Below are 26374 nucleotides of genomic sequence, written 5' to 3'. Positions count from 1 at the left end.
AATGTTTAAAAGAAATATAGTATTTGTCGTTTACAGAACTTTTCTTTTTTTGTTTTTAATATCTATATTTTTTTTAGTATTGATTTTTTACGTTCCAAATATTGCTATAAATTCAAATATGAAACAAAAAAATATTTTAATTTCTACATTACCACAAGGATGGGCTTTCTTTACAAAAGATCCTAAGGAAGAAAGAATATCTTTGTATTGGGATAAAAATCCATTTGAAGAATATGATTTTATTGGAACTAGATTTAATGAATATTTTGGATTTGATAGAGAAGTAAGAAAATATATTTCTGAGATAATCAATATGAGTAGTTTAATTCCTGAGAATAATTGGGTACAAGGAGATTTTAATAAAATTATATATTTTAAAGGCAATCAAAATTTATTAAGTATTGACAAGAAACATAAATATTTTAAAAATTTCTGCAGTAAAAATTATGTATATATAAAACATAAACCACAAATAAGAGCTTGGAGATATTTTGAAAATACCCAAAAAGTTAAATATACAAAGGTAAAATTTGTATGCAATTAAAAGAAAAATTTAGTTATCTAAATCCTTTACAAGGTTTTGCTAGGTCTTTATTAGGTCTTGCTACTTTTATTCTTTTATATATTAATGACTTAAATGTAATATTTATTCAAGATTCTTATTCAAACGAGTTCATTCAAAAAAATATTATAAAAGATATTAATTTATTTTATATATTTGGATTCACATATAGCAAGATAATATCTTTAATTATACTATTTTTTGTAATAATTGGATATAAGCCAAGATATTTTTACTTTCTACATCTATGGGTTTCTTTTAGTTTTGTAAATGCTTGTAAATTCATAGAAGGAGGTGATCAGATTAATTACTTGATAACTTTATTTTTATGTCCATTAGTATTAATTGACAAAAGAAAATGGCACTGGTTTACACAAAATCAAAAATACGAAGGCAATTTTAGAAATTTTTTTAGTAACGAAATATCATTTCTAATTTTAATATTAATAAGTATACAAGCTTTTATTTTTTATTTTCATGCTAGTGTAGGTAAGCTTTTTGTACCAGATTGGGTTAATGGTGAAGCTTTGTACTACTGGTTTAATGATTCATTTTTTGGTTCACCAAAATATTTAAAATATTTTATAAATACAGTCATAGATAATGATTATGTTATCGTATTTTTAACTTATGGAGTTTTAGTTTTTGAATTACTTTTAGCTGTATGCATTTTTATGCCCATACAATATAAATCAATTTTTTGCTTTCTTGGAATATTGTTTCATTTTAGTATTGCTATAATTCATGGATTACCTGCATTTTTTTTAAATGTAAGTGCTTTTTTAATACTTTATACTTTAGATTATAGAGTATTAAAAAACTATAGCAATATAATCTATAAAAAATGGGAAAATAAATACTCTGACAATTATAACGTATATTATGATGGAAATTGTGGGATTTGCAAAATATTTATATCAAAATTTGTCAATATAAATAATAGCTACTTTAAAATAAATTTTATACCTTTATTTGATAATTCAATTAATGAAATTAAAATAAATTCTGAGAAAGATAAAATGATATTTTTTAATGGAGCGTTAGGAATAAATTTTTTATTAAGTATTTCATCAAAAAAATTATTCTTCATAATAGTGATAATTGAAAAATTATATTTTCCATTAATTATAGAAAAATTCTTTTATAGAATTTTTGCAAAAAATAGAAATATTATTTCAAAAATTATAAATATAAAATCATGTTCAATAAAAGACTAAAAAATGAAATACATATTAAATGTCATAGTTACAATTTTTATTTTTTCCTGTTCCAAAAAAAACGAAATAATTTATAACAAAATAAATAATAAAAATAATGAGGTAAATAATACATGTGACAATTTTACTATCTCATCGAATAAAGTATCTAAAAATTGTGATAGATATGATATAGAAAATGCACCAGAGAATAATTCAATTGTTAAAATAAAGACTCAAGGATCTACAATTTGTTCAGGTTTTTTTGTACATGATTATTATGTTCTAACAGCAGCACACTGTGTTTTTTCTAACAAAGAATATGTTGTAGAATCTTTCAACAAGAAGGAATCTGAAACTATTAATGTAATAACTCATCCTTTAGCATTTAATAGTATTGGTATTAATTTTCCTTTTAATAAAGAAAAATACCTAACTTATATAGGTGACATTGCTTTAGTAAAAACCAAACTTAGTGCAAAAGAAATAAATGCTACAAAGATTGAAATTCTTTCTGAACCCATTGAGGCAAATGAAAGTGTTGTGATTATTGGATATGGAATCACTGAATATAAATCAGAAAAAGAATTAAATTGGACATTAGCAAACTTAATCGACACCAATATAAATAATGCATATCATAGTAATTTAAAACTCCCCTACTTAAGACAAGAAGAATATGCTAAAAAAATATTTAATTTATATAGAAATCTTGACGCCATAATTGCACAAAGTAATTTGGATAAATCACTTATACAATATAAACCCTCTGAAACTGTAACTTTTACATACGGAAACAGAACTAAAGGATCGTGCTTAAATGGGGATTCTGGTGGTCCAATCCTTGTTAAAAAAAATAATAAGTATTTTGCTTATGCATTAAACTCTTTTGGTTCTGCAATGTTTTATCCTACGAATCAGATATGCATGGGTACTGTTATAAAATATTACCAAAATTGGATGAATTCTTTTTTAAACTAAATGTAACACTTTTTGTCACACAATTTAAACTGTTTTTGTTATAATATCTTAATAATATAGCGATTTTTTACATGAAAAACTAATTCACAAAAATTCCAGCTAATACCTTAAGTTTTATTGATCAATCTGTTAAACTTAAGGATAAAATTATTTTGCTTCAAAAGGAGAAAAACTCTGAAAAATATAAGTCATTTTATATTGTAGAATCAAAAAATTTACTATTAAAAAATTCAAACTTCGTTTTTGAACAAATAGATATTAATTAATAACATTCATGATTAATAAAATCATTAATTCCTTTAACTAAATTTGTAAACTCATCTAAATTTAAAGAACCAGTTAGCAAACAATATGAAACATTTTCAGACGGAGTAATAGAAAACAAAGAATTATAACCAGGTATCCCTCCTGTATGTAAGTAGTCAGTCAAACCAGTTACTTCATTTGTTTTTGCAAATACCCCGAGGGAATATTTATTTGAATTAAAATAATTACTAAGATTATAGCTTGCAATTTCAAAAAAGTAGTTTTTAAATAGTTCATAAGTATTTTTTTGGTTAAATAATTTACCATCTTTGTTAAAAAATGAAGTGATGAATATATGAACATCCTTTGTTGAGGATATTACATTACCTGAACCCCATGCAGCTGATACGCTAAAAGTATTTGCATTCTTTTTAGCTAAATAGTTTTCTAAGGAAGGATACCCTTCTACTAAAGTATTTATTTTAGAATTTGGAATTTCGTCTCTTATAAAATGATTTACAAAGTAAGTATTCTTTAAATGTAATTTTTCAGAAATGTTTTCTTTGAATAATGTATCTAATTTCTTTCCTGTAATTTTTTCTAAAATAATGCCAATTAATAAATAATTTATATTTGAATAGTCCCAGGCTATTCCACTTTTAAATAAAGCTTTCTGTGTTAAAATTTTCTGGATAATTAAATTTTTATCAAAATATTGATAAGGATTCAGCATATATGAATGAAAATTTTCTACACTATATAAATTTGCACTTCCAAAATGACTTGGAATCCCACTGGTCATATTTAGTAAATTTTTAATTTTTATGTCTTGCCAATCGCTTGGTATGTTTGGAAGATACTTTGCAATACTTTCTTCTAGGCTAATATTTCCTTTTTCAACTTGCTGGATAGTGAGTGCTGCTAAATACAATTTTGTAAGGCTTCCTATTTCATATATTGAATTTTCATTTGGCATAATTTCTTGCTCTTTTTTTGTACTTCCATAGTTTAAATAAACAACATTTTCTTTAAACTTTTTTGGACAATTAATAGCTATAGAAATTGGATTATTTTTTAAATTTAATGAATTAATTTTATTATTTACTTTTTCTAAACTCCCATTCTCAGTTTTATGCATACAAGAGTTAGTAAAAATAATTAGTATGAGTAATATTTTTCTCATTTTATGACCCCCAAGTAAAAAATATAAATTAATTAATAAAAATATTTATTTCAATTAAAAAAAATACAATTTTTCTAAAGATATTTACATTATTTTCAAGATTTTTAGGTGCGTATTATTTCGTTTTCAAAAAAATTTACGCTATATTATAAGGTATAATTAAGTTTTAAAAAAGGACCAACTTATGAATCTTTTAGAAAATGTAAGATCAAAGATTAACTGCAAACTTTGGGAAGAATTTAAAACTAATAATGAAGATGCTTGTAAAATACATAATTTTTTGAGCATAATTTCAAACTCAAAAATTACTTTTGACCATTACGCTTTGATAGACATTCCTGGTCCAAATACTGGTATGGACAATCTATTTCAAGTTTATTCCTGTTTAGGTTATCTATCTCAAGGGAGAGAAAGATTAATTGAAAAACAAAACAGGTTTATGTGGCTTGCTGAATGTACTGCTTTAGGAAAACAAGCCATTGAAGCTCCTCCACAAGTAGTAATTTCTGATTTTGTACTATCTGAATTTCCTGATGAAATTAGAAAAATAGTTTTAAAGTATTCAGAACTAACTCCAGAGTTGAATATTGAACTATTTCAAAAATTGTGTGGTAAAACTTTTTTAGGTGATGAAACTGCTGCGCAAGAATTAGTTAAAATAACATGTGACTATCTGAATAAAGATTGGCCTTTATTAACACTAAAGGAATATAATACTGTCAATGAATTTAATGAGCTACTATCTTGGGCATTGGTATTTGGAAGAGTTCCAAATCACTATACTTTTAATATAAGCCTTTTAAATGCATTTGACTCCCTAAGTAATTTTGTTGAATATTTCCAGAAAAACTTAAATATTGAACTAAATATTTCACCTAGCATTATAAAAGGGTCTAAAAATGATCTATTAGAACAATGTTCGACTAAAGGTAAATTAATTAAAACTCAGTTAATTGATGGTGAAGTAATAGTGCCAAGTGCTTTTATAGAATTCACCTGGCGATATCCATTAGTACAAAATCCTGAAAAATGGGAAGAATATTTCACTGGTTTTGTAACTAATAATGCAAACCATGTTATAGAATCTGTTTATTTATAGTAAATTATTTAGTTATTTGCCACGATTTAGGAAAATTTTTCAGCATGAATTTATTGTCAATTATTTTTTTTATTATTCTTTTATTCCTGTCGGTAATGTTACAAAAAGAAAATCCCACAAGAAACTCATTACTTTGATCTTTATGCTTAACTAGTGCTTCTATTGGGTCAAGAGTCAAATTAAATTCTTGCAAAAGTCTATCTTCTTCAAGAATTAAAATATATCTTTCCCCTATAATAAAATCAAATTCTCTAGATATACTAATTAATGCACCTGCAGTTGAAATATTTTTAAAGCGATTGTTAGGAGCAACTAAAGTTCCATTTCTGTATAAAGAAACTATAAAATCGATTTCATGTCTGACATTTTTTCTTTTCTCAATTTTTTTAGCTTGCTTTTCTCCAGGCATAGGAAATCCTTTTGTTATAATTTAAAGAATAACTCTTCGGAATAACCATTTTGTCTTTTTATATTTCTTGCTGACTGAATAAAACTTGTAAAACTATTTTTAGTAGAAGGAAAAATTGCTATACATGGATGTAAAGAAGACTCTGAAATAAACCAAAGAAATTCGTCCGTAATTTTTCTTTGAAAATCAATGGATGAAATTTCAAGAATAGTTTTAATTAACAAAGGGTTCGAAGTTTGTTTTGCGAGCCAATTAAAGAATTTTTTTATATATGAAATATAAATATTGATATCAAATAAAAACAATACAGATTGTGCTCTAATTTCATGAATATGTGGAAATATAAAACTCAAATATACTTGCATAAATTCTTCAATTGTTCTTACTTGCATTAACTCTTTTGTTGGTAAATATTGAGTAGCATCAATCTTATCTGAATCAAAAATACTTAAATGTTTACCTATTAAAAGCCATCTAGCAATCGGAAAATTCCCTACTTCTCCCAAAGGTACTTGCATAAGCAAAGATTCTTTTTCAAATGCTGAAAAGTGCCCTTGAATTATACTTTCAGATATTTCTTTTATAAAAAATTTAGGGCTAGATTGAATAACTAGTCCTGTTCCTGAAGAAGGTATTTTACTACTAAAAGAGCCAATCCCTAAAAAAGTATCTGGCAAAAAACCATTAGCAGTTCTGTTTAAAAGAAATTTATGGCATGCGTCTTTAGTTTCAAGTAAGTATATTTCTCTCATGAAATTTTGACCCTAAATAAACAAAATTTTTTATTTAAGCTTTCCGCACATCTTTAGCAATTGCATCAAGTATGCCATTAACAAAACTAGCTGAATTTCCTGATCCAAACTCCTGCGCAATCGAAGCTGCTTCAGCTATGATAACGCCTACATCTGTGTCATTTCTTTCCAAAAGTTCTAAAATAGCGACACGTAAAATTGCAAGATCAACTTTAGCTATTCTAGAAATTTTCCAGTTTTTTGCGTATGCTTCTATTAAATCATCAATCTTTTTACTATTCTCAAAAAGTACTGTCAAAAAATTTCGCAAAAAGTCTTTCTGTGCTTCGATGACTTCAGATTGATGCATAAAATGTTGTAGAGTTTGATATTGCATTACAAATTGTTGATTAATATCTTGTTGATACACAAACTGAACTGCAGATCTTCTAATTTGTTTAAAATCAGCGGGTTTTAAACCTTTGCTATTCTCAATCATAAAAGTACATTTCCTACTAATGAAGATTTTATCATTACCATGTCTAAAACAGCATCCGCCACTTCAGATCCTTTATTTCCTAATTTTCCGCCAGCCCTATCAAAAGCTTGTTCCATTGTGTCACAAGTTAAAATCCCAAATGCTACTGGAACGGAATGCGCCAATTGAACATTCATCAATCCCGAAGAAGTTGATGAACAGACATAGTTGTAATGATCTGTAGCACCACGAATAACAGCACCTAAAGCAATGATTCCATGAACTTTTTTCTGTTCAATCAGTAGCTGTGCAGCTAATGGAGTTTCAAAACTGCCAGGTACTTCTAATTCAATAATATTTTCAGCTTTAAGCCCTCTTCTTAGTAATAAACCTTTTGCACCAGAAGCTAATTTTGAAGTAATTATTTCATTAAAACGAGCAACAACAATACCTATTTTAACCTCAGATGGTTTCATTTATTACACTCCCTTATAGATTACACAAAATCCATTGAGTGCTTAGCACAATGAAAACCATTAACAAAGCAAAGATTAATGCCCCAGAAGCATTCTGCCTACAATCATCCTTTGAATTTGGGATGTTCCTTCATAAATTTGGAAAATTTTTGCGTCCCGCATTAACATTTCCACAGGATATTCCTTATTATAGCCGTATCCACCAAAGACCTGAACGGCATCTGTGGTTATTTTCATGCAGGCATCTGCGGCAAACATTTTTGCTATGGAAGCAAAATAAGTATTTTTTCGCCCTTCATCCACTTCACAAGCAGCTTTCCAAACAAGCAAACGAGAAGCCTCTATATCTCTAGCCATTTCAGCAATCAAAAAACTAACACCTTGATAGTCAGCAATAGATTTCCCGAAAGCTGTCCTTTGTTTAGCGTAATCTATTGCGCATTGCATTGCTCTTTGTGACAATCCAACACATTCCGCTGCCACAGCTGGCCTAGTTCTATCAAATGCGCCCATAGCTAATTTAAAACCATCACCCTCTTTACCTAATAAATAAGCTTCTGGGACTTCTACATTATCAAAAGTAACACCACGAGTATCACTACAACGCTGACCCATGTTGTCTTCTTTTCTCCCAATTGTAATACCTGGAGTCTTCGCCGGAACTGCAAAACCAGTCATTCCTTTATGTCCTGCAGAGGGATCTGTTTTTGCCAACACAAAAAACCAGTTTGCATAATTTGCATTAGTAATCCACATTTTTGAACCATTTATAACATATTTATCTTTTACTTTTTTTGCTGTTGTTTTAATTCCTGCTACATCACTTCCTGCCCCAGGCTCCGTCACGCAATAAGAAGCCATGAGACATTCTTCGACCATAGGAGCTAATAAATCTTTCCAAACAGTTTTATTTTCGGATAGAATTACAGGAACAGCTGCAAGATCATTTGCTAATGCAGCAGTACAAAAACCCGCGCATCCCATTGCAAGAGCTTCAGAAATTAAGCAATGTTCAAAAGTTCCTAAACCTAATCCCCCCACTTCTTCTGGCACAAAAGCATTTAATAATCCTAATTCATGTGCTTTTTTTAGTAATTCAATAGGAAATTTAGCCGTTTCATCTAATTCTTTTGCTTTTGGCCATACCTCTTTATTTGAAAAATCTTTAGCCATATCAAACAATTGCTTGTGTGTCTCATTTAGCTCAAACATAGCCATAATCAATCTCCATATAAATTAACAAAAAGTTCACATTCTCTTCCTTCAAATTATGTGTAAAATGAAAAAGCTGCAATGGATAAAAAGAAATACAAACAAATTTGGCGTAAACGGCAAGAAATGAATTTTGGTATTTGCTCAAACTTATTGAATCAGATAATTTAAATTCAAAAGGAAACTCAGATTGAAAAATATCTGCTATAAGGAGGATTTGTGTCAGAAAATTCTAAATTTAGTTTTATGAAAAATATATTTAATGGACATATACCTGAAAAATCATTACATCACTATCCATTTTTTAATACCCATCGAGAAAACGATTACACTTTAATGGCAAGTTCAATAAACGATTGGATGAAACAAAATGTTGATAGTTTAAAATTTGATCAAGAAAAAAAATTGCCTCCAGAAATAATCAAAGGCATGAAGGAAATGGGCTTATTTGGATTAATTATTCCTGAAGCATTTGGTGGTAGCGAATTAACTCAAACGTTATATACAAGAACTTTAGAATTATTAAATAGACATGATTCATCTGTTACTTTGACAGCTGGAGCTCACAGTTCAATTGGATTAAAAGGTCTTTATCTTTATGGTAACGAAAAGCAAAAAGCCAAATACATGCCAAAACTCGCTTCTGGAGAAATGATAGCATCTTTTGCATTAACTGAACCAACAGCTGGTTCAGATGCTGCTGGAATAAAAACAAGAGCAGTAAAAAATGGAGATCATTATATTATTAATGGTTCAAAATTATGGATCACTAATGGCGGCTTTGCAGACTTTTTTACGGTATTTGCGAAAGAAGAAATTAATGGTGAAGATAAAATAACAGCTTTTATAGTAACAAGAGATATGGGTGGTGTTAGTCATGGTTCAGAAGAATTAAAACTTGGAATTAAAGCGTCATCAACAGTTGAAGTATTTTTTAAAGATGTAAAAGTACCGGCAGAAAATATTTTAGGAAAACCTGGTGATGGATTTAAAATTGCTATGGGAATTTTAAATCAAGGAAGAATGGGTTTAGCAGGCGGCGCTCTTGGAGCCATGAAATCGTTAATGGATGATTGCATTACTTATACAAAAAATAGAAAAGCATTTGGTCATTCAATTTCTGATTTCGGTCTTATCCAACAAATGCTTACTGAAATGACGATGCATATATACGCTTCTGAAGCTACTACTTATTTTGCAACAAGTTTGGTTGATGCTGGTGATACAGATTACAGTATAGAAGCTGCTATTTGTAAAGTTTTTGTCACTGAAGTTGGCTGGAAGACTATCAATACTGCAATGCAAATTCATGGCGGTAATGGTTATATGGTTGAATATGGAATTGAAAGAAAATTACGAGATGGAAGAATTGGCCTTATCTTTGAAGGAACAAATGAAATTTTAAGATTATTTATTGCAATGACCGGATTAAAAGAAACAGCAAATCAATATCAAAGATTAGGAAAAGAATTGCAATCTTTACAGAGTCCAAAGAATCTTGATTTTTTAAATTCTGCTATTGAAAAAATTGGGTTTATTTCCGAATTTGCTTTTAGCGAAGTAAAAAAGAGTGTAATGGCAGAAAAACTAGAAGGCTTTCATCCAGCTCTTGAAAAAGAATGCGAACGATTATCTTCGGCAACTCATGCATTAGCAACTTCAGCTTCAAAACTTATCCGCAATTATGGGCACAAACTTATTGATGAACAACTTCAATTAGCTCGTCTAGCTGATATCGCTATTGATACTTATGTAATATCAGCAGTTCTTAGTCGAATTAATTCTGTACTAGAAAAGCATGGTGGACCTGAAAAAAATGATGTTGAACTATCTATGGCAAAATTAATTATTCGAGACGCAAAAGCAAGAATAAATCAAAGTGTTTATAATTTAAAAGCAAACCATGATGATAGTATTAGAAATATTGCAAAACATATTATCCAAAAAGAAAAATATCCATTTTCATTAGATAATTTTAAATAAAACTATTAATTTAGTGAGTAGGCGAAGATAGTTTCAATCCAAGAATACCTATAACTATTAATAATAAACAAAATACTCTACTAAAATTTATTGGTTCTGAATAAAATAAAATACCAAACAAAGCAACGCCGACTGCTCCAATTCCTGTCCAAATTGCATAAGCTGTTCCAACAGGAAGTGATTTTAATGAAAGAGATAAAAAGAAAAAACTTATTGCCATACCTACTATTGTAATTAAAATTGGAGAAACTTTGTTTAACCCATCAATATTTTTAAGAGATAAAGCCCAGACGATTTCAAATACTCCAGCAATAAAAAGATATACCCAAGCCATAAAGTCCTTCATATTTAAGATATTAAGTTAATTTATTGTGATTAAAAAACTAAGAATTTTTCTTCTTTTCAAGAACAGCTTTAACTTTATCTAAAAAAATTTCTCTCGTAAATGGTTTAATAATGAAATCATTCGCTCCATAAGAAAGCATTTTTTGCACATCGGAAACACCATTTTTTGCACTCATAACTATAACAGACATTTTGGGATTTATTTTTTTTATTTCTACTAATGTTTCCAATCCACTCATTACAGGCATTTCCCAGTCCATAATTATGCATTCAATATCTTTTTCATCTTCAAATACTTCTAAAGCAACTTTTCCATTTTCAGCAGTGAAAACCTCATAATTTTCATCATCAAGAAAAAAATCCAAGATGAATGCAAGAACAGATCTAGAATCATCAACAATTAGTAATTTAGAAACATGCATTATGAACTTCCAAAAAATAAATTTAATTTCATTATAACTTAAATAATTTTTAAAAAATAAACGTCATAAATTTGTCAAAAAATTAATTTCTGTTATAATAAATCCATTTAAAATTATAATAGTTTTTCATTACTCCTTGGACAAATTCTTTTATTTTTGAATCTGGTATATATTCCATAAAAATAGGATCATCATTAATTTTAACATTTTCATTTAGCCATATATCTGTAAGCTCTGTGCCAGCTCTATAAGCACTTAAAGTATTAACAATATTATTTTTATATCTATCCATGATATATTTTAAATTACAAACTTTTTGAATAGCTACATCATCAGAAATAACTTCACTTTGAAAAAAACCTTCTTGTCTGAATATTGCATACATTAAATCAGGATCCACATGGCAACTATTATTTGCTTTTAGCATTTGCTCTTTATAAAACTGAGGATAAAAAAGAAAATACAAAAAATTGTTTTGTTCGCTTAATGGATCAAGGGTGTCTTTTATCTTTGATATTAACAATATAGCTTGAAGATAATTTCCAACTACATAATTAAGCCAAGTAATATTATTGCTAATAATCTTTTTATTTTCATTACTTGAATTTAAACTAAATTTATTTTCCCATGTTTTAGTAAGCCAACTAATTTCATCGTTTAAAATCAATTTTTCTAATGATTTTTCATTTTTAAAAACCTTTTGCATTGTTTCAATATCATTTACATTATAATCTAATTTTAATTTAGTAAGGCTTAATATTGCATATTTTAATCCAATAATTATCTCTGAATTATCTTTTTCATTAAATTGATATTTTATCCACTTATTTTTCTCAAATTCCCAATTATGGAGAAAAGGAGATGATTCTATAGTTGAAGCCCTACCTGAAATATTATTTAGCATTTGTCCCGATAAAGCATCATATAATCCCAATGGATTTTCATTTCCTGATAAATAGTAATATTTTTTGGCCTCAGCAAAATTACTTAAGGCTGAATAGGATCTTCCTATCCAATAGTAACAAAAAGATCTAAAAGAAATATCACTTGTTTTAGCTAGTAATTTCGTAAATAATTCAATCGATTTAGTAAATTCACCATGCAGGAAATAAGATAACGCAATTTTTTCATCAAGATCAATTTGTAATTCATTGCCCAAAATTAAATTTGGACTTGTTTGAAACGAAACATTCTGGAAATTTATTTGTTTAAATCCTAAAAAAATAGGATCAATTGATAATATTGGTTTTTCTTGTTTTATTAAAGCAAATATATCATCTGATAAAACAATATCATTATATCCATTTAAAGAAAAAATAATAACTTCATTTTTAACTAATACTTTCCAACCAGGACTGTCACACAATTGCGAACATTGCTTATCTTGAAATGAATTAAAATCAAAATTTTTAATTATATTATCCTTTTTTGGATATTTTGATTCATTTAATAAACTAGAAATTGTATAAGCTTTGAAAGCATATTTATATAATGAAATTGAAAGATTGGGTTTATATAATATTTTCTGAGCGATTTCATTTGCACTATCAAATTTACTTTCAGAAATTTTCGCAAATGCTAAATTAACAGAATCAAAATCTTGAAGGAATTCTATATCTTCTTCAGACAAATTTGACTCTAAAATTTTTTCTAATTTATTTTTTAAAATTTTAGAGGGATTATTTATCGCTACTGTAGAGCAAGAAACACTTACAACTGCAATAATTCCTATTGTAGTTGATTTAAGTACATTCAACTTAAAATTAAGTTTATTAAGACTCAAACGAATTAAGCCCTCTGAGCTCCTAGCTTATTGCCAAGAATATCTGCTACCATTTTTTCTACTTCACCAGCAAATGGTTTATGTGTGAAAGCAATTTTCCTGCTTTCTTCACAAATGTGAACTTTACCATTTTCATTTTTAAGTGCAATACAAATAACACTAGAACCCATTTTTTCAATTTTAATTATTAATTGATTATTTTCCCATGAAGTTTTTACATAATCTTTTTTTATTTCAGACGCTATAAGTTTTGTAAGCTCGCTTTTTACTTGATCCAAATCTCTATTTATGACGTACTTTATGCTCATTTAAAATCCTTTTCATAATTTTTTAAATAATGATATCTATTAATATCAATTAAGAAAAAACTCTAACAAAAACTGTGTTTAAAAACCAGCTTTTTGTAATTTTTCAAAAAGCTCTCTATTTTCATCATTTACTTCTTCTTGAGTAGGAACTTTTACAGAAATCACTGCGTATAAATCTCCACGCTCAGTCGCTGATCCCATAACTGGAAATCCTAAACCTTTCAATCTAACCTTTATTCCGTTTTGCATTCCTGGTCTTATTTTAATTTGTTTAACTCCTACAGGAGTTTGAACATCTAATACTCCACCTAGGCATAACAAACTAAATGGAGTTTTTGTTTCAACTTCAATATCATTTTCTAGTCTTGTAAAATCGGGATGTGGCATAACTTTAACGCTGAGATACAAGTCTCCTTTGTTTCCATCGGGAGCCATTCTTCCATGTCCTTTGACTCTTAATTTTTTTCCAGTTTCAATACCAGCTGGAACTTTAATTCTAGTTGAAATATTTTCACCATTGCTCAAAGCAAAGCTTACATATCTTTCTGAGCCGTTATAGGCATCCATAAAACCGATTTCTAAATCGTGTTCAAGATCAAAGCGTGAGTAATCCTCTGGCTCTGTATTGCGATAATTTGCTTTTCGCGCACCGGTTTTCTGCTGCTGATTTCTACCAAATCCTCCAAAACCTCCAAATTTTCCATTTGAACCAAAACCACCAAAGCCAGAAAATCCCATTTCCCTAAAAATACTATCGAAATCCATATTTCTAAAAATATCTTCTTGAAAACCTGAACCTTGTTGTTGAGAGAATCTAGCATCTCCTAACATATCGTATTGCTTCTTTTTTTCAGGATCAGAAAGAACTGCATAGGCTTCAGACATTTCTTTAAATTTGTCCTCAGCAGCTTTATTTCCAGGATTTCTATCAGGGTGATATTGCATAGCCATTTTTCGATAGGCTTTTTTTATTTCATCTGAGCTCGCATTCTTGCTAACCCCAAGAATTTCATAATATTTCATTAGTTTCTCCAAATTATAACGAAAACTAAAGAGCCTCGTTTTGTAGAAATCTAATGCTCATTTATTAGATGGCAAGGGTTCCTAAGAAGTCTTTTTAACTAGTTGTTCTATATGATAAAATTCATGCTCTTTGACAATTTCTAAGAGTTCTTCGTCTTCAAATCCAAAAAATTCAAACCAATTAATTCCAACTAGTTCAGGAGTGGGTGTTACTTTCTCTTCGCCTTCATCATTTTCATAGTATTCATAAGCTTTTTGGACAACACCATCACCAATCATTTCAAAATAGTGATATCCATCTCCATTTATAAATTGGCCATCTCTAGAATCACCACTCCAATATTCACGACAATACCAAACTTCATCTGATTTTCTTTTCATTCTTGTGGGAAAATTAACTACATTTTCCATAAATAATTATTATCCTTATCAAATTATAGCCTTTCATGAATATTTTCATATGAAATGCTTTGTTTAGGTAGGGACTTTAACAATTTTTCTATTTGAATCAATCTTTCTACCTTCTTTCTTATTCGGCTTTCTCCTGACGGAAATAAAATAATATGATAGAAATGTTGTTGTGATAACAATTTTTCACCTGTTTTTCTGACATCAAGTAATAAAGGCAACAGTGCTTTAGCTTGAATATGCATATGATTTCCAGCTCTAAGGGCTTCTAATATATCACGAGAAATCATTTCAGAAAGATTTTCAAAATTTTTTATACTCATTATTCTTCTTTTAAATACCCAGAATCTTAATTTTTTTCTTTTCATATAATAACTTTTTTTCAAAGAAATTAGAAAATAGAAAATTAATCCTATTATCAAAATTACTGAAATAATAAATAGAATACTCCGCATAAAAATTCCTAAAAAAGTTAAATAAACATTTTTGCATCGGAAAAATATGCCCATAATTGTACTTATGAGTCATTTTTTTGAACTAAGAATTCGTATTACTTTTTGGAATTGAAAATAATAAAAAGAGCGGAGAATATTATAACCTTGGACCAACAAAATGAGTAGAATTAGCATATTCTTTAGCTGAGACATAAGAATGCTCAGGAAAATGAGCATCTTCATTATTGCTTAGTTCAATGTTGCTTGCATTTACTAAATTATTTTCTTGATTTTTTTCAAAATTAGAGAAGTGACTATCTAGATCTTCCTGAGAAACTAGATGATTTATTTGTTTTCCTTGAATATCTATATGATTTGTATCCTCAACGGCGGAGTCATTTATTAATTGCTTAATTTGATTTGATTCTTCTTCTAGCATAATGCTTCTTTGAACATCAATTTTGACTTCATGCCAAGAATCTTGAACATCTTTTGCCACTTTTTTTGCTTGATTTAAGCCTTTTATCATTTTTTTCATATTTTCTGGCAATTTATCATTACCAAACAATAATAAAGCAATTAAAGCTATAAGAAGCAATTCACCACTACTAAAACCAAACACCAAAGCACCTCAGAGTTAAATGTGCCAAAATACTGAACTCTTAAAAGTATCAATTGCTTGAGCACAACGCAAGTATGTAGTTTAAAAGTTGCTTATAAAATTAAGTTTAGTAATATTAATTATTTAATTAATATTACTTCCATCCATCAATCACATATTTTTTCTTTAAATTCTTATCAAATATAGTTATTTTTGAATTTCCACCTCTATTTTTAGGAGGAATATTTTTTTCTTTTTTATTTGGCAAAATTTGAATAACAAGATTTAATCTTTTTCTTCCATCAGAGAGTAGTAATTCTAAATATCCATTCCCAATTTTTACAGGATAAATACAAATTTTATTATTTAGAATATTGTTTTTAATGCTTAATACTTCATCCGATAAATTTTTTATTTCTAATATTTTTTTGTTTGAAATACAAAATTTTGAGCCCATTTTTAAAGTTATATAATTATCAAAACTATCTTTTGATAAAACATTAAGTTCAAAAATTATTAAAATAAAAGTTAAGAAGATTTTCATTTTAATATTTGACCCAATTTGTGCAATCTGAAAGTAACAAATTCTCTGTAGATATTGAATTGCTTGAAAAAATTTTAGTTTGCAAAGTTTTATTATAAACTTGAGAAAATTTTAGTAACTTTGATTCACCAATTTTTTTTTCAGAGCGAAAATAAATTCCACTATCATCAAATTTCCTTAAATAAAATATACCTAAATAACATTTTTCAGAGTTATCTATAAATTCTATTAAATTATAAAATTCACCAATTTGAAGCTTATCCAGTGATGACAAAAAACTCCAGGAAGAGTTTTTTACATACAATTCATATTTATATTTTTTTAACATACTTTGGCTTAAATAATGGTTTTTTTTATTTACAGAATTCGGAATTTGTTTTATTTTAAAAAAAAGAAATATTATTAGTAAAAACAAAAGAAAAAGTACTGAAAACTGAATTATTTTTATCATATATCTTCCAATCTAAAAAAGACTTAAAAGATATATTTGAATTCATGATCAAAAAAAAGGCTTGTATAAAAACCATACACAAACCTTTAATAATTGATCATTCAATTTTATTATTTCTTTTTTAAATAAGTTCTACTAGGTAATGGAGCCTTTTTTACATTAGTTAACGCTGGGACTTCAGATTTACCTAAATTAGTTAACAAATCTCTTCTGGATAAGGTTAAACTATCTTCACTATTACTAGCGAAACGATTCATCCCAGACAAAGGTATATAAGTTTTTCTATCCCGACTTTCTTCTGCATGAAATACTTCGTCCATAAGCTCTTTTCCTTTAAGAAAAGACTCATCTACTTTTATCTTTAAAATTTCTTTTTCTGAACTACTTTTAATATTAGCATATAGATGGCAAAGCTCAGTATGGAGCTGAATCCACTCATATACTTTTCGAAGCCCCTCAACTTTTTGATAATCTATTGTTGAGATAAACGAATTATCATAGATTTTTCCTTGCATTTGCCACCTCCTTTCAAAGAAATAAATGTCTTTAATATCATAATCTTAGCTTGATAGTGCTATTAGAAATAAACTAACCTATTATTCGATAGTTAGAGAATTCAGCAGCAGTATTGGGCAACAAGCTAGGACTTCAGTATTATATCACAAAATAATTCAAAAATCTTGAAAAAGATAAAATTTTTTTACTATTTAAATGTCTGTTATGTCAGACATATTTCTTTTGGCGAGTAAATTTGCATTTTTCTTTGCTTGTATTATCGCATGAATTTGTTTGGCACTCAAACGGGCAAAAAAGAGACCTACACAAGAAATTGACAACAAATTGACTGCAGTCTGCAATAACTGAGCCGAACTGGCCGTATTTGAGGAAACAGCAAATATGGAAAACAATAGTACACTAACTATTTGCATTCCACCCATTCCAGCAAGCCCCATTGGTATCAATGAAGCAAGACTTAGCATTGGTAATACTGCAAAAATTACTTGCAAAGGAAGATTAGCTGAAATTGCTTTGGCACTGAAATAAAAAGAAAATACTAAAGATAGGACTGAAAAACAGCTAAAAATAATTGGTACTCCAAATGAAGCAATTTTTTTACTCCCTAGCGCGATTGCATCAAGAAGAGAATTAATCTCTTCAAAACATTTTTTAAGTACTTTTTTTATCAACTTAGCTTTTATAGGAGTAATTAAAATTCTCTCAATTCTAGTAATTAATTTCCTTATGAATAATATTCTTGAAATAAAAGGAAGGGCAACTAAAAATAGAAAAAGAAAAATAGAAAAAGAAAAATAGAAAATTAACTCTAAATGAATTGTATTTTTCATAAAGATTATTTCTTTTAATAAAAAAATAATACCAAAACCTAACATAACAAGAATACCAATAATTCTATCCATTATTGAAATTGCTAAAAGTTTAGACTTTAATGAAAGTTCATTTAAATTCTTCTCTACTAAAAAAGAATTCGAATTAATTTCTTTATCACCTTCTAATTTTTTTTCTTTCTTATTTAAAAAATTATACTTATCAGCTCCCAACATTAATCCTATTCTAATAACTTCAATAAAAGCCATTGAACCAGGCAACCATTGTCCTAAACCGTTACTTACAAAAGTAGCAGCTGTTACGTTATGAAAATCCGTCTTTACTTTAAATATCTTTAAAATACTGAAGTAACGTGCAGTCATTAAAAAACAATTTATAACTTGTAGAATAGCAATTAATAAAATTAATTTTTTATGCTCATAAAAAGCATTCTTTAATGAATTTAGATCTAATATATTATTATTGTATAAAAAATATATCGCTAATACTGATATAAAAAAAAGAGTGATTACTTTAATTGCAGTTTTCATTCAATTTTTCCTCCTCAGTATTTTTTTCGCTCTCATTTATAAGTTCTAATTGCTTCATTTTTCTATATAAATGACTTCTTTCCATACCCATTGCATCAGCTGTTCTTGAAACATTTCCGTCAAATTCTTCTAATTTCCTTTGAATATATATTTTTTCGAATTTTGCTCTTGCTTCTTTATAATCGCTTGATAAAAACAGATTTTCAAACTCTTCATTTTTTTCATATTTTATATTACTAATTGGATAAGGTAAATGCTGCGGCTCAATGATATCAGCTGAAACCATAATAGAAAGTCTTTCCATTATATTTTTCAATTCACGGACATTTCCAGGCCAAGAATAGGATTTTAATATTTGAACCGCACCAGGTGAAAGTTTCTTATTTTTAATACTATTTTCAGCAGAAAATAGAGATAAATAATGTGAAGAAATTAATTCAATATCTTCTTTTCTTTGTCTTAATGGTGGCAATATTATTGGAATAACATTTATTCGATAATATAAATCTTCTCGAAAATTTCCTTTTTTTATTTCTTCTTCTAAATTTTTATTGGTTGCGGCAATAATTCTAGTATCAACAGTGATTGTTTCATCCGAGCCAACTCTTTCAATTTTTTGTTCTTGAAGTGCTCGAAGAAGTTTACTTTGAGTTTTTAAACTCATGTCACCTATTTCATCTAAAAATAATGTTCCATTATGCGCAAGCTCAAACTTTCCTCTTTTTGCAGTATGCGCGCCTGTGAATGCTCCCTTTTCATGCCCAAATAATTCACTTTCAATCAATTCATCTGGAATTGCAGCACAATTTATTGCAATAAAAGGCTTTGCTGACCTTGCTGATTTTTGATGAATTAACCTGGCTACATTTTCTTTTCCAGTTCCATTTTCACCAGTAATTAAAATAGTAGTGTTACGATTAGCAACCATTTCTACAGTTGATATTATATCTTTTAAAGCTTGTGATGTTCCTAAAAGAGTATACTTTCTTTCTACTCTGTTTTTTAGATTTTGATTTTCAAATTTTAAGTCTTTTAAATGCAAGATATTTTGTACATTTAGAAGAACCTTTTCAAGGCTTAAAGGCTTTTCAATGAAGTCAGTAGCGCCAAGACGTGTACATTTCACAGCGGTTTCAATATTCGCATGCCCACTCATCATTATTATATATAAATCTGGATTTATATTTCTCAGTTTCTCTAAAGTTTCTGTACCTTCAGAATCAGGGAGCCAAACATCAAGAAAACAGACATCAGGGAGCTCTCTTTTGGCAAGTTTTAACCCATTTTCTGCAGTATTTGCACTAATTACTTTATATCCCTCATCACTCAAAATACCTGACAAAGTGGAACAAATGTCTTTTTCATCATCTATAACAAGTATTTTTCCTGAAATTTGACTAGTATTCAAAATGATTATCCTTATTCAAATTGACTCCCTTGTTTTGGGATTTCAACGGTAAACACTGTACCTTTTGGTAGGTTTTCTTCAACATATATTTTGCCATTATGTTCATCAACAATTTGTTTTGCTATTACAAGACCCAATCCAGTACCTGTTTTTTTTGTACTGAAGTATGGTTCAAATAGTTTTGATAGTACTTCATTGGATAAACCAGCTCCATTGTCCTTCACTTGAATTTTGACAAAAGTTTGATGAGGTTTGCTCGTAATAGAGATAACAACAGGAGATTTTTCTTCTGATGATACAGTTACTGCATTTGAAATTAAATTAACGAACAATCTAACTATTTGATCACGATCAAATTTACTGTGAATTATTGGTAAATTAGCTATTCTTTCTTCATTTCTTAACAAAATATGGTTTGAATTTATATTCGCTTCAAATACCATTGGTACATTTTCTTGATTGCCGACAAATCCTCGCATAGCCATGTAAACTGTTTCAACGATGTTACCTTCTTCGAGATATGAATGCGGCATTCGAGAAAACTTGATAAATTCATCTACTAGTATTCTGATACTTTCTGAACTTTGAAGAATAATCTTGACTGTTTCTTGAAATATATCTTTTTCATCTCCTTTAAAATGTTGTGAAAACCTTTTTTCAATTCTTTGAGCTCCTAGTTTAATAGGTGTTAAAGGATTTTTTATTTCGTGAGCCACTCTTCGTGCAACATCACGCCAAGCCACCATTCTTTGCACTTTAGCTAATTCTGTTATGTCATTAATAAATATTATTTTAAAGATTTTCCCTCTTGATGAAACTAATCCACTTAAAAGAATTTGCAGCTGATATTCAACTTCAAATATTTTTCCCGCCCATTCAATTGCAATCCTTTTATGAGCTGCATTAGATAGTTCTGACAAAGGATTTAAAAGAGCTTTTTCATAAAAATTGATATTAACAATATCGTAAATCTTTTTTCCTAAAACTTCATATTCTTTAAAATTAAATAAATTTTCAGCTCTATTATTCCAAGTTTCAATATTTAATTCTTCATCTAATGCAATAACAGCAGCATTAATATTTCGCAATAATATTTCATTATATTCAGACTTTATTAATAATTCATCTGCTTTTCTTTTTAACTCTGCTGAAAATATATCAGCTCTTTCTTTTTCAATTTTTAAATCAGAAACCATCGAACGAAAACTTAAAGCTAATTTTCCCATTTCATCATCAGAGACTATATCATCAATTTTTACTGAATAATTTCCATGTGCAAGACTTTCTGTAGCTTTTGATAATATTTGCATAGGAACTGTTATTTCTCTTGCAATTGTAAATCCTAACCAAGTCGCAGAAAAAATAATAAGTAAAGTAATTACGCCAAGCATAACATAGTATGATAATTTCAAAATTTTTGCAGCACTATGCGACTCAGGATATTCAGATTTAAGTAATAACCATTGAGGATGCAACATTTTAGGAGAAATAATCCCAAATATGTATGTAGAATTTGCTTTAATTAATATCATTCTTTCCTTATCAAATTCAAACCAGCTTGCTTTAGCCCCAATGTCATATTTTTTTTCTTCTATTATATTTTCAATCTTGTTTGAATTTTTTTGGTCTTTTTCAGATAGATAAAGATACTTTTCCTTTTTTAACTCACGCACAAAATCAAAAGTTGTTAAGTTGTCTTTAGTTGGATTTTGTGAAGAAAATAATGATAATATTTGATTTTGATAAGTCGCTTCACTATTCAATGTTTCTTCTGTAGCTTCAACAAAGTTTGAAGGTAATAGTTTTTCAAAATTCGTATTAACAAATTTTGTTGATACATATAGTAAAACCACAGTTGGTAGCAAAGCAAAAAATAAAAATGCAGTTACTAATTTAGTATTTAATTTACTTCCAAATGCCCCATGTGAATTATCGACAATTAACTTAACACCGCTTCTAAAAGTTAAAAATACAAAGAGTAACAGCAAAATAACGTTAATATTTACAGCTGAAAAAAACAAAAAAAATGAACTTCCAAAAAATTTGTTTCCAAAAAAAGCACCATCTTTAACAATATGTGTTTCAATCCATGTGCCAGAAATAACAATAAATACTGCGAAAATAATCCATACTAGCAAAATGTACAGTCTAGAACGTACTTTCATAAATATATGCCTCATTTTATGACAGCTATTAAAAACCTTTGAAATTTTATTTTATTTATTAGAAATCTTCAATTTTCAATGTATAACATATTATATAGTGTTTCCAATTAATATAAATACACTAATATTAAAGGTTTTTTATGATCGTTAAGACGGATGAAGAAGTAAAAAAATTGCAAAAAATCGGTACAATTGTTGCTGATACTCTTGTTTATATGAAAAGTATGGCTCGCGCGGGAATGACTACCTTAGAATTAGATGAAATAGGTTCAGAGTTTTTAAAAAAAAATAATGCAAAATCCGCTCCCCAATTGATGTATAATTTTCCAGGTGCAACATGCATTTCTATTAATCATCATATTGCACATGGTATACCATCAAGTAACATAATAAAATCCGGTGATTTAATTAATATCGATGTATCAGCAGAGTTAGATGGTTTTTTTGCTGATACAGGCGGATCATTTATCATTGATGAAAATAATGATTTAAATATGATTAAACTATGCCAAGCAACAATTGCAGCCATGTATGCAGGAATTAATAGTATTAAAGCTGGTGCAAAAATTTCAAATATTGGTTCTGCCATTGAGAAAATAGCTAAAGAAAAAAATTTCACCATCATTGAAAACTTAGGCAGCCATGGAGTTGGTCTATCCTTACATGAAGAGCCTAAATTTATTGCCCCTTATTTTGATAAAAATGATCGCAGAATACTTCAAAATGGCCAAGTAATAACCGTGGAACCTTTTTTGTCCAACGGTGCTAAATATGCAAAAGAGGACAAAGATGGCTGGACTTTATTTATCGAGAAAAATAAAAGAGCAGCACAATTTGAGCACTCTATTATTGTTACCGAAAATGAGCCTATTATATTGACTATTCCAAGTCATGGGAGATTTTTTTGAAAGCATTTTTTAAAAATATTTTGTAAATATAAATGCCAGTTAAAAGTTGATAAAATTATTTATAAGAAGTGAGGCCAATGGTGATGAGTTGGTTCAGCCAATTAATTGTTACCTCCTTTAATACTTTTTTTCGCATAAATTATTTAAATATTTGGAGCAATTTCTTCAATACTCACATATCTTTTGACAATTCTTAGCTATTATTAACTATAAAGTTAAAGTTTTATTACTTGCAGTATAAACATCGCCAATGCAACAGCTAGTGTTATCAAGCTCCTCAGCTATTTGTGTTGTTGTAAGAATGATTTGATGCTTGACATCATACTTCTGGCTTAATGTTTTCATAATTCGTTGAAAATTTTGACTCCTACTAGAGGTCATGCCCTTGTCATCAATATTATCGAGTAATAACAGTCTCGGATATAAAACACTCGGATATTTTAGCGACAATTCAAATATAGCCAAATGCAAAGCATTTTTTAGAATAACTTGTGAACTAGCTGAAATTTTACTGCTATTAATATTAATTCTATTTTTATCAAAGTAAACATTAATATCACTAATAGAGTTAAAAGTACCATCCACCTTTGCATCTTCTTTCAGAATTTTTCTCATAGAATTTTCAATAAATCTTAAATACTCATTTTTTAATCCACTATCCTCTATCTGTCTAATATCATTCTGAATTTGTTGCATTTTTACTTTTAATTCTTCTTTAATAATTATCATTTTTTGGATGTCTTTTTCATAGCCCTCTATATATTCTAATTCTTTTAATTTTGATTGACTTATTCCTAATTCAATTAATTTCTGATCTCTTTCAGCACTTTTAACATCAGAAATTTCATATATGTTTTTAAATCTTTTTTCTAATTCTTTTATTTCTTTATTTATGTTTATTTTTTTTTCTTCAAGATGTTTCTTAGCTTTTTGCATGTCTGAAAATAATTCTTTTGATTCTTTTTCTTGAAATTCAATTTCTTGTAAAGCTTTATTTCTGCTGTATTTTCTTACATTTCTATCAATTTTATTTTTACATAGGTAACAACAATCTTTTTCAAAATTATTAGATATATTGTTTGAGAAACATGAAGGACAAAATTTATACTCAATATTTTCAATTTTTTTTGACACAATAAGTGAAGTATTAATTGCATTTTGTCTATCTTTCAAAGCCTCCAAAAAGGCAGTTGACTCTTTCAAGTATATTTCCTTTTCTCGAATTTGTTGTTTAACTAATTGTAGTTCTTCTCTTAAAGAAATTATTTTATTTTGAATTTTATCTATTTCATTACTTCCAATTTCACCTATTTCCATAATAGTTAGAATTTCATTGTCCAAATTCTTATTTTTTTTAATCTTTGTAATATTACTTAATTCAAATATCTCTTTATTAATTTCTTCCTTTTTATTTGCAATTATTAATTTTTCTTCATTAAAATGCATTAACTTTAATCCACTCAAATTATCATTTTGAACATTAATGTTATTATTATATTTTGCATATTCTTTTTTAGCTTCTGCTAATAAATTTAGTTTTTTTAAATAATCAGTGTCTTTTGAAAATATAAAAATTTCAGAAATTATTTTTCTTATTGCTTCATTGCTTTTTTCTGAATTCTTAAAGATAGAATACACAGATGTATCTTGATCTGAATATAATAAACCAAGAAGATCTTGAAACTTTAAATTTCTGTTTTCATTTATTGCAACGTTAGGAATATTTAATTTTTCAAAAATATAATTACTATAAAGCTCATTAAAATTATCTATGCTTTTAGTACTATAAAATCTTATATCTATATTTTTTTCAACCTCAATTAAAGGGCTGTTAAAAATAGACACAGCTTCTTCTTCTTTATTCTTGTTCCGCAAAAGTGTATAAATATCTCCATTTAACTCTACTTCCATAAGACCATAATCAATCTCATGTGCCGCATTTGTCCAACTGTAAATGTCTCCACCTAAAATATAATATATAAAATTTAGAATACTAGACTTACCTGTAGAATTATCTTTACTTCTTATAATATTAAGACCATAATCAAACTTTTGATCGTATGCAGGTTTCACACCTGCATACAGCTTTAATTGTTTTATAAATATGGAAGGACTATATAACATTTTTTGTATCCATTAATTTTGATAGTTTTTTTATCTTTTTTAACTCATAATTTTTGAAATATTTGAAAAATAACTCAATCCAAGTTTCTTTTCCAATTTTTTCTTTTAAAAATAAATCCAAAATTTCTGGTTCAATTTCTTTTTCTAGAACAATTTCATTACTATTTAAATAATTATTTAAATTATAATAACCGTCAGAAAATAAATATCCTAATGCTTGCTTTTGAATAGGCAAGAGATTAAAAAATATTTGAATTTTTAGTTCTAAATTTTCAAATTGTTCTGGAAATTTTTTTTTCTTTTTCTTTGAATTTTTTTTATCAAAATCGTGGAGAAGACTTGGAAATAAGTAGTAAAAATCCATTAGCCTCAATCTATCGAAGTCTACGCTATTAACCTTTAAAGAATGGCTGTAAAATAAAAAACGATAGTAACAATGATACGGATCTAAAGCTTTATGATAGATAATCATGGCACCCACTTAATATGACAATGTCCTGCAAGCATAAAGAGTAAACCCTCAATATCTCCAAAATCAAAAAAATTATAGATTTTATTACAGTCAGTGATTACTTCATCCTGAATTTTTTTAATACCTTTTCTTTTCTCTTCATTTCTAGTTATATTTTCATTTTCATCAAAAAAACTTTCTATTTTATTACTAAATTCATATTCAATAAAAGAAAGGCAGTGCGCAGTTTTTATAATAAATTCTGGATGTAATGAATTCATTAGACACATTGTAAAAGCCTCTTCTTTTTTCTTTAATGCCCTTTTTACTGAACTATTCATATGCGCATCAATAAGCTTTTTTTCAAGTCCAATTAATTCATTTTCTTCTTCATTTTTTTTTAAGAATTTCATAAATTTATATATACTTTTCTTGATTTCAACATCCGAGGTTTCCTCAATTTCTTTTGGTATATTTAAATTAATCAAAAAATTATTTTCAACCATATTTCCTGCTACAATATTCCTACCAGCAGTATTATTTTTTTGCTTTATACTTTCTAACAT

The 26374-nt window shown here is 27.9% G+C and carries 29 protein-coding genes; 6 read left to right on the top strand and 23 right to left on the bottom strand.

The genetic code is table 11. The annotated features are described in order from the left end of the window. The first annotated feature begins 1 nt into the window (after window position 1). The 3 genes from QEJ31_RS07890 to QEJ31_RS07880 are packed head-to-tail and all read left to right on the top strand — an operon-like array spanning window position 2 to window position 2739. On the top strand, window positions 2–544 hold the full coding sequence (locus tag QEJ31_RS07890; RefSeq protein ID WP_280593239.1) for an SdpA family antimicrobial peptide system protein: 543 nt from the start codon (window positions 2–4) through the stop codon (window positions 542–544). Beyond that, window positions 535–1779 carry a sporulation-delaying protein SdpB family protein gene (locus tag QEJ31_RS07885; RefSeq protein ID WP_280593238.1) on the top strand — a complete coding sequence of 415 codons (1245 nt, stop codon included), beginning with the start codon at window positions 535–537 and terminating at the stop codon, window positions 1777–1779. The genes QEJ31_RS07890 and QEJ31_RS07885 overlap by 10 nt, the downstream gene beginning before the upstream one ends. 3 nt (window positions 1780–1782) lie before the next feature. Next, the gene (locus QEJ31_RS07880) at window positions 1783–2739 is read left to right on the top strand and encodes a trypsin-like serine protease (protein ID WP_280593237.1); all 957 of its coding nucleotides are present in this window, start codon (window positions 1783–1785) and stop codon (window positions 2737–2739) included. A gap of 262 nt (window positions 2740–3001) precedes the next feature. Here the strand turns inward: QEJ31_RS07880 and QEJ31_RS07875 are convergent, their stop codons facing one another. Next, window positions 3002–4168: a serine hydrolase domain-containing protein gene (locus QEJ31_RS07875; RefSeq protein WP_280593236.1), complete on the bottom strand. Its 1167-nt coding sequence runs from the start codon at window positions 4166–4168 to the stop codon at window positions 3002–3004. A gap of 184 nt (window positions 4169–4352) precedes the next feature. Here QEJ31_RS07875 and QEJ31_RS07870 point away from each other — a divergent pair, with 184 nt between their 5' ends. Then, a complete protein-coding gene (locus QEJ31_RS07870) occupies window positions 4353–5267 on the top strand; it encodes a DUF1338 family protein (RefSeq protein WP_280593235.1) in 915 nt (304 codons plus the stop codon). Between the two features lie 4 nt (window positions 5268–5271). Here the strand turns inward: QEJ31_RS07870 and QEJ31_RS07865 are convergent, their stop codons facing one another. From QEJ31_RS07865 to QEJ31_RS07845, 5 genes are all read right to left on the bottom strand, one after another. Then, complete coding sequence (locus QEJ31_RS07865) at window positions 5272–5676, bottom strand: PilZ domain-containing protein (protein ID WP_280593234.1); 405 nt, start codon at window positions 5674–5676, stop codon at window positions 5272–5274. 14 nt (window positions 5677–5690) lie between these two features. Next, the gene (locus QEJ31_RS07860) at window positions 5691–6428 is read right to left on the bottom strand and encodes a hypothetical protein (protein ID WP_280593233.1); all 738 of its coding nucleotides are present in this window, start codon (window positions 6426–6428) and stop codon (window positions 5691–5693) included. Between the two features lie 34 nt (window positions 6429–6462). Next, entirely contained in the window at window positions 6463–6906 is a 444-nt protein-coding gene (gene nusB, locus QEJ31_RS07855) for a transcription antitermination factor NusB (RefSeq protein WP_280593232.1), read from the bottom strand. Continuing rightward, window positions 6903–7361 (bottom strand): 6,7-dimethyl-8-ribityllumazine synthase, encoded by a 459-nt coding sequence (gene ribH, locus QEJ31_RS07850; protein ID WP_280593231.1) that lies wholly within the window; start codon window positions 7359–7361, stop codon window positions 6903–6905. The genes nusB and ribH overlap by 4 nt, the downstream gene beginning before the upstream one ends. Window positions 7362–7436: 75 nt before the next feature. Continuing rightward, window positions 7437–8579: an acyl-CoA dehydrogenase family protein gene (locus QEJ31_RS07845; RefSeq protein ID WP_280593230.1), complete on the bottom strand. Its 1143-nt coding sequence runs from the start codon at window positions 8577–8579 to the stop codon at window positions 7437–7439. Window positions 8580–8792: 213 nt separating this feature from the next. Between QEJ31_RS07845 and QEJ31_RS07840 the strand changes: the two genes are divergently transcribed. After that, window positions 8793–10556: an acyl-CoA dehydrogenase family protein gene (locus QEJ31_RS07840; RefSeq protein ID WP_280593229.1), complete on the top strand. Its 1764-nt coding sequence runs from the start codon at window positions 8793–8795 to the stop codon at window positions 10554–10556. 10 nt (window positions 10557–10566) lie between these two features. On the opposite strand, the gene QEJ31_RS07835 is transcribed toward QEJ31_RS07840, so the two are convergent. The 14 genes from QEJ31_RS07835 to QEJ31_RS07770 all read right to left on the bottom strand — a co-directional run bounded on the left by QEJ31_RS07835 (window position 10567) and on the right by QEJ31_RS07770 (window position 22325). Further along, a complete protein-coding gene (locus QEJ31_RS07835) occupies window positions 10567–10890 on the bottom strand; it encodes a multidrug efflux SMR transporter (RefSeq protein ID WP_280593228.1) in 324 nt (107 codons plus the stop codon). Window positions 10891–10939: 49 nt separating this feature from the next. Continuing rightward, a complete protein-coding gene (locus QEJ31_RS07830; protein WP_280593227.1) occupies window positions 10940–11323 on the bottom strand; it encodes a response regulator in 384 nt (127 codons plus the stop codon). 82 nt (window positions 11324–11405) lie between these two features. Next, window positions 11406–13106, bottom strand: coding sequence for a hypothetical protein (locus tag QEJ31_RS07825; RefSeq protein WP_280593226.1), 1701 nt, complete (start codon window positions 13104–13106; stop codon window positions 11406–11408). 5 nt (window positions 13107–13111) lie between these two features. After that, complete coding sequence (locus QEJ31_RS07820; protein ID WP_280593225.1) at window positions 13112–13414, bottom strand: hypothetical protein; 303 nt, start codon at window positions 13412–13414, stop codon at window positions 13112–13114. A gap of 78 nt (window positions 13415–13492) precedes the next feature. After that, window positions 13493–14437, bottom strand: coding sequence for a DnaJ C-terminal domain-containing protein (locus QEJ31_RS07815; protein WP_280593224.1), 945 nt, complete (start codon window positions 14435–14437; stop codon window positions 13493–13495). Window positions 14438–14518: 81 nt separating this feature from the next. Continuing rightward, on the bottom strand, window positions 14519–14848 hold the full coding sequence (locus QEJ31_RS07810; protein ID WP_280593223.1) for a hypothetical protein: 330 nt from the start codon (window positions 14846–14848) through the stop codon (window positions 14519–14521). Between the two features lie 23 nt (window positions 14849–14871). Further along, window positions 14872–15168, bottom strand: coding sequence for a hypothetical protein (locus tag QEJ31_RS07805; RefSeq protein WP_158998853.1), 297 nt, complete (start codon window positions 15166–15168; stop codon window positions 14872–14874). A 268-nt stretch (window positions 15169–15436) separates the two neighbouring features. Beyond that, window positions 15437–15901: a twin-arginine translocase TatA/TatE family subunit gene (locus tag QEJ31_RS07800; protein ID WP_280593222.1), complete on the bottom strand. Its 465-nt coding sequence runs from the start codon at window positions 15899–15901 to the stop codon at window positions 15437–15439. Window positions 15902–16034: 133 nt separating this feature from the next. After that, window positions 16035–16424 (bottom strand): hypothetical protein, encoded by a 390-nt coding sequence (locus QEJ31_RS07795; protein ID WP_280593221.1) that lies wholly within the window; start codon window positions 16422–16424, stop codon window positions 16035–16037. A gap of 1 nt (window position 16425) precedes the next feature. Beyond that, window positions 16426–16875 carry a hypothetical protein gene (locus QEJ31_RS07790; protein ID WP_280593220.1) on the bottom strand — a complete coding sequence of 150 codons (450 nt, stop codon included), beginning with the start codon at window positions 16873–16875 and terminating at the stop codon, window positions 16426–16428. A 110-nt stretch (window positions 16876–16985) separates the two neighbouring features. Further along, a complete protein-coding gene (locus QEJ31_RS07785; RefSeq protein WP_280593219.1) occupies window positions 16986–17390 on the bottom strand; it encodes a hypothetical protein in 405 nt (134 codons plus the stop codon). Between the two features lie 192 nt (window positions 17391–17582). Further along, window positions 17583–18752 (bottom strand): lysylphosphatidylglycerol synthase transmembrane domain-containing protein, encoded by a 1170-nt coding sequence (locus QEJ31_RS07780; protein WP_280593218.1) that lies wholly within the window; start codon window positions 18750–18752, stop codon window positions 17583–17585. Further along, the gene (locus QEJ31_RS07775) at window positions 18736–20160 is read right to left on the bottom strand and encodes a sigma-54 dependent transcriptional regulator (protein ID WP_280593217.1); all 1425 of its coding nucleotides are present in this window, start codon (window positions 20158–20160) and stop codon (window positions 18736–18738) included. Before QEJ31_RS07775 ends, QEJ31_RS07780 begins: the two co-directional genes overlap by 17 nt. An 11-nt stretch (window positions 20161–20171) precedes the next feature. Then, window positions 20172–22325, bottom strand: a complete 2154-nt coding sequence (locus QEJ31_RS07770; protein WP_280593216.1) for an ATP-binding protein — start codon at window positions 22323–22325, stop codon at window positions 20172–20174. A 140-nt stretch (window positions 22326–22465) separates the two neighbouring features. Here QEJ31_RS07770 and map point away from each other — a divergent pair, with 140 nt between their 5' ends. Next, on the top strand, window positions 22466–23233 hold the full coding sequence (gene map, locus QEJ31_RS07765; RefSeq protein ID WP_280593215.1) for a type I methionyl aminopeptidase: 768 nt from the start codon (window positions 22466–22468) through the stop codon (window positions 23231–23233). A 207-nt stretch (window positions 23234–23440) separates the two neighbouring features. On the opposite strand, the gene QEJ31_RS07760 is transcribed toward map, so the two are convergent. Genes QEJ31_RS07760 through QEJ31_RS07750 form a run of 3 tightly spaced genes read right to left on the bottom strand, consistent with a single transcriptional unit; the run spans window position 23441 to window position 26374 of the window. After that, window positions 23441–25357: a hypothetical protein gene (locus QEJ31_RS07760; protein ID WP_280593214.1), complete on the bottom strand. Its 1917-nt coding sequence runs from the start codon at window positions 25355–25357 to the stop codon at window positions 23441–23443. After that, on the bottom strand, window positions 25347–25829 hold the full coding sequence (locus QEJ31_RS07755; protein ID WP_280593213.1) for an ABC-three component system middle component 5: 483 nt from the start codon (window positions 25827–25829) through the stop codon (window positions 25347–25349). The genes QEJ31_RS07760 and QEJ31_RS07755 overlap by 11 nt, the downstream gene beginning before the upstream one ends. Continuing rightward, entirely contained in the window at window positions 25826–26374 is a 549-nt protein-coding gene (locus QEJ31_RS07750) for an ABC-three component system protein (RefSeq protein ID WP_280593212.1), read from the bottom strand. Before QEJ31_RS07750 ends, QEJ31_RS07755 begins: the two co-directional genes overlap by 4 nt.

It is taken from the genome of Pigmentibacter sp. JX0631 (assembly GCF_029873255.1).
In the GTDB taxonomy this organism is placed as follows: Bacteria; Bdellovibrionota_B; Oligoflexia; order Silvanigrellales; family Silvanigrellaceae; genus Silvanigrella.
Note: the sequence above shows the minus strand (reverse complement) of the source record. Positions and strands in the feature narration are given on the sequence as shown.

Excerpts from the sequence above, each read along its gene's own strand:
- QEJ31_RS07890 (WP_280593239.1), top strand. The coding sequence starts at position 2 with ATGTTTAAAAGAAATATAGTATTTGTCGTTTACAGAACTTTTCTTTTT.
- QEJ31_RS07885 (WP_280593238.1), top strand. The coding sequence starts at position 535 with ATGCAATTAAAAGAAAAATTTAGTTATCTAAATCCTTTACAAGGTTTT.
- QEJ31_RS07880 (WP_280593237.1), top strand. The coding sequence starts at position 1,783 with ATGAAATACATATTAAATGTCATAGTTACAATTTTTATTTTTTCCTGT.
- QEJ31_RS07875 (WP_280593236.1), bottom strand. The coding sequence starts at position 4,168 with ATGAGAAAAATATTACTCATACTAATTATTTTTACTAACTCTTGTATG.
- QEJ31_RS07870 (WP_280593235.1), top strand. The coding sequence starts at position 4,353 with ATGAATCTTTTAGAAAATGTAAGATCAAAGATTAACTGCAAACTTTGG.
- QEJ31_RS07865 (WP_280593234.1), bottom strand. The coding sequence starts at position 5,676 with ATGCCTGGAGAAAAGCAAGCTAAAAAAATTGAGAAAAGAAAAAATGTC.
- QEJ31_RS07860 (WP_280593233.1), bottom strand. The coding sequence starts at position 6,428 with ATGAGAGAAATATACTTACTTGAAACTAAAGACGCATGCCATAAATTT.
- nusB (WP_280593232.1), bottom strand. The coding sequence starts at position 6,906 with ATGATTGAGAATAGCAAAGGTTTAAAACCCGCTGATTTTAAACAAATT.
- ribH (WP_280593231.1), bottom strand. The coding sequence starts at position 7,361 with ATGAAACCATCTGAGGTTAAAATAGGTATTGTTGTTGCTCGTTTTAAT.
- QEJ31_RS07845 (WP_280593230.1), bottom strand. The coding sequence starts at position 8,579 with ATGGCTATGTTTGAGCTAAATGAGACACACAAGCAATTGTTTGATATG.
- QEJ31_RS07835 (WP_280593228.1), bottom strand. The coding sequence starts at position 10,890 with ATGGCTTGGGTATATCTTTTTATTGCTGGAGTATTTGAAATCGTCTGG.
- QEJ31_RS07830 (WP_280593227.1), bottom strand. The coding sequence starts at position 11,323 with ATGCATGTTTCTAAATTACTAATTGTTGATGATTCTAGATCTGTTCTT.
- QEJ31_RS07820 (WP_280593225.1), bottom strand. The coding sequence starts at position 13,414 with ATGAGCATAAAGTACGTCATAAATAGAGATTTGGATCAAGTAAAAAGC.
- QEJ31_RS07815 (WP_280593224.1), bottom strand. The coding sequence starts at position 14,437 with ATGAAATATTATGAAATTCTTGGGGTTAGCAAGAATGCGAGCTCAGAT.
- QEJ31_RS07810 (WP_280593223.1), bottom strand. The coding sequence starts at position 14,848 with ATGGAAAATGTAGTTAATTTTCCCACAAGAATGAAAAGAAAATCAGAT.
- QEJ31_RS07805 (WP_158998853.1), bottom strand. The coding sequence starts at position 15,168 with ATGAGTATAAAAAATTTTGAAAATCTTTCTGAAATGATTTCTCGTGAT.
- QEJ31_RS07795 (WP_280593221.1), bottom strand. The coding sequence starts at position 16,424 with ATGAAAATCTTCTTAACTTTTATTTTAATAATTTTTGAACTTAATGTT.
- QEJ31_RS07790 (WP_280593220.1), bottom strand. The coding sequence starts at position 16,875 with ATGATAAAAATAATTCAGTTTTCAGTACTTTTTCTTTTGTTTTTACTA.
- QEJ31_RS07785 (WP_280593219.1), bottom strand. The coding sequence starts at position 17,390 with ATGCAAGGAAAAATCTATGATAATTCGTTTATCTCAACAATAGATTAT.
- QEJ31_RS07780 (WP_280593218.1), bottom strand. The coding sequence starts at position 18,752 with ATGAAAACTGCAATTAAAGTAATCACTCTTTTTTTTATATCAGTATTA.
- QEJ31_RS07770 (WP_280593216.1), bottom strand. The coding sequence starts at position 22,325 with ATGAAAGTACGTTCTAGACTGTACATTTTGCTAGTATGGATTATTTTC.
- map (WP_280593215.1), top strand. The coding sequence starts at position 22,466 with ATGATCGTTAAGACGGATGAAGAAGTAAAAAAATTGCAAAAAATCGGT.
- QEJ31_RS07760 (WP_280593214.1), bottom strand. The coding sequence starts at position 25,357 with ATGTTATATAGTCCTTCCATATTTATAAAACAATTAAAGCTGTATGCA.
- QEJ31_RS07755 (WP_280593213.1), bottom strand. The coding sequence starts at position 25,829 with ATGATTATCTATCATAAAGCTTTAGATCCGTATCATTGTTACTATCGT.
- QEJ31_RS07750 (WP_280593212.1), bottom strand. The coding sequence starts at position 26,374 with ATGTTAGAAAGTATAAAGCAAAAAAATAATACTGCTGGTAGGAATATT.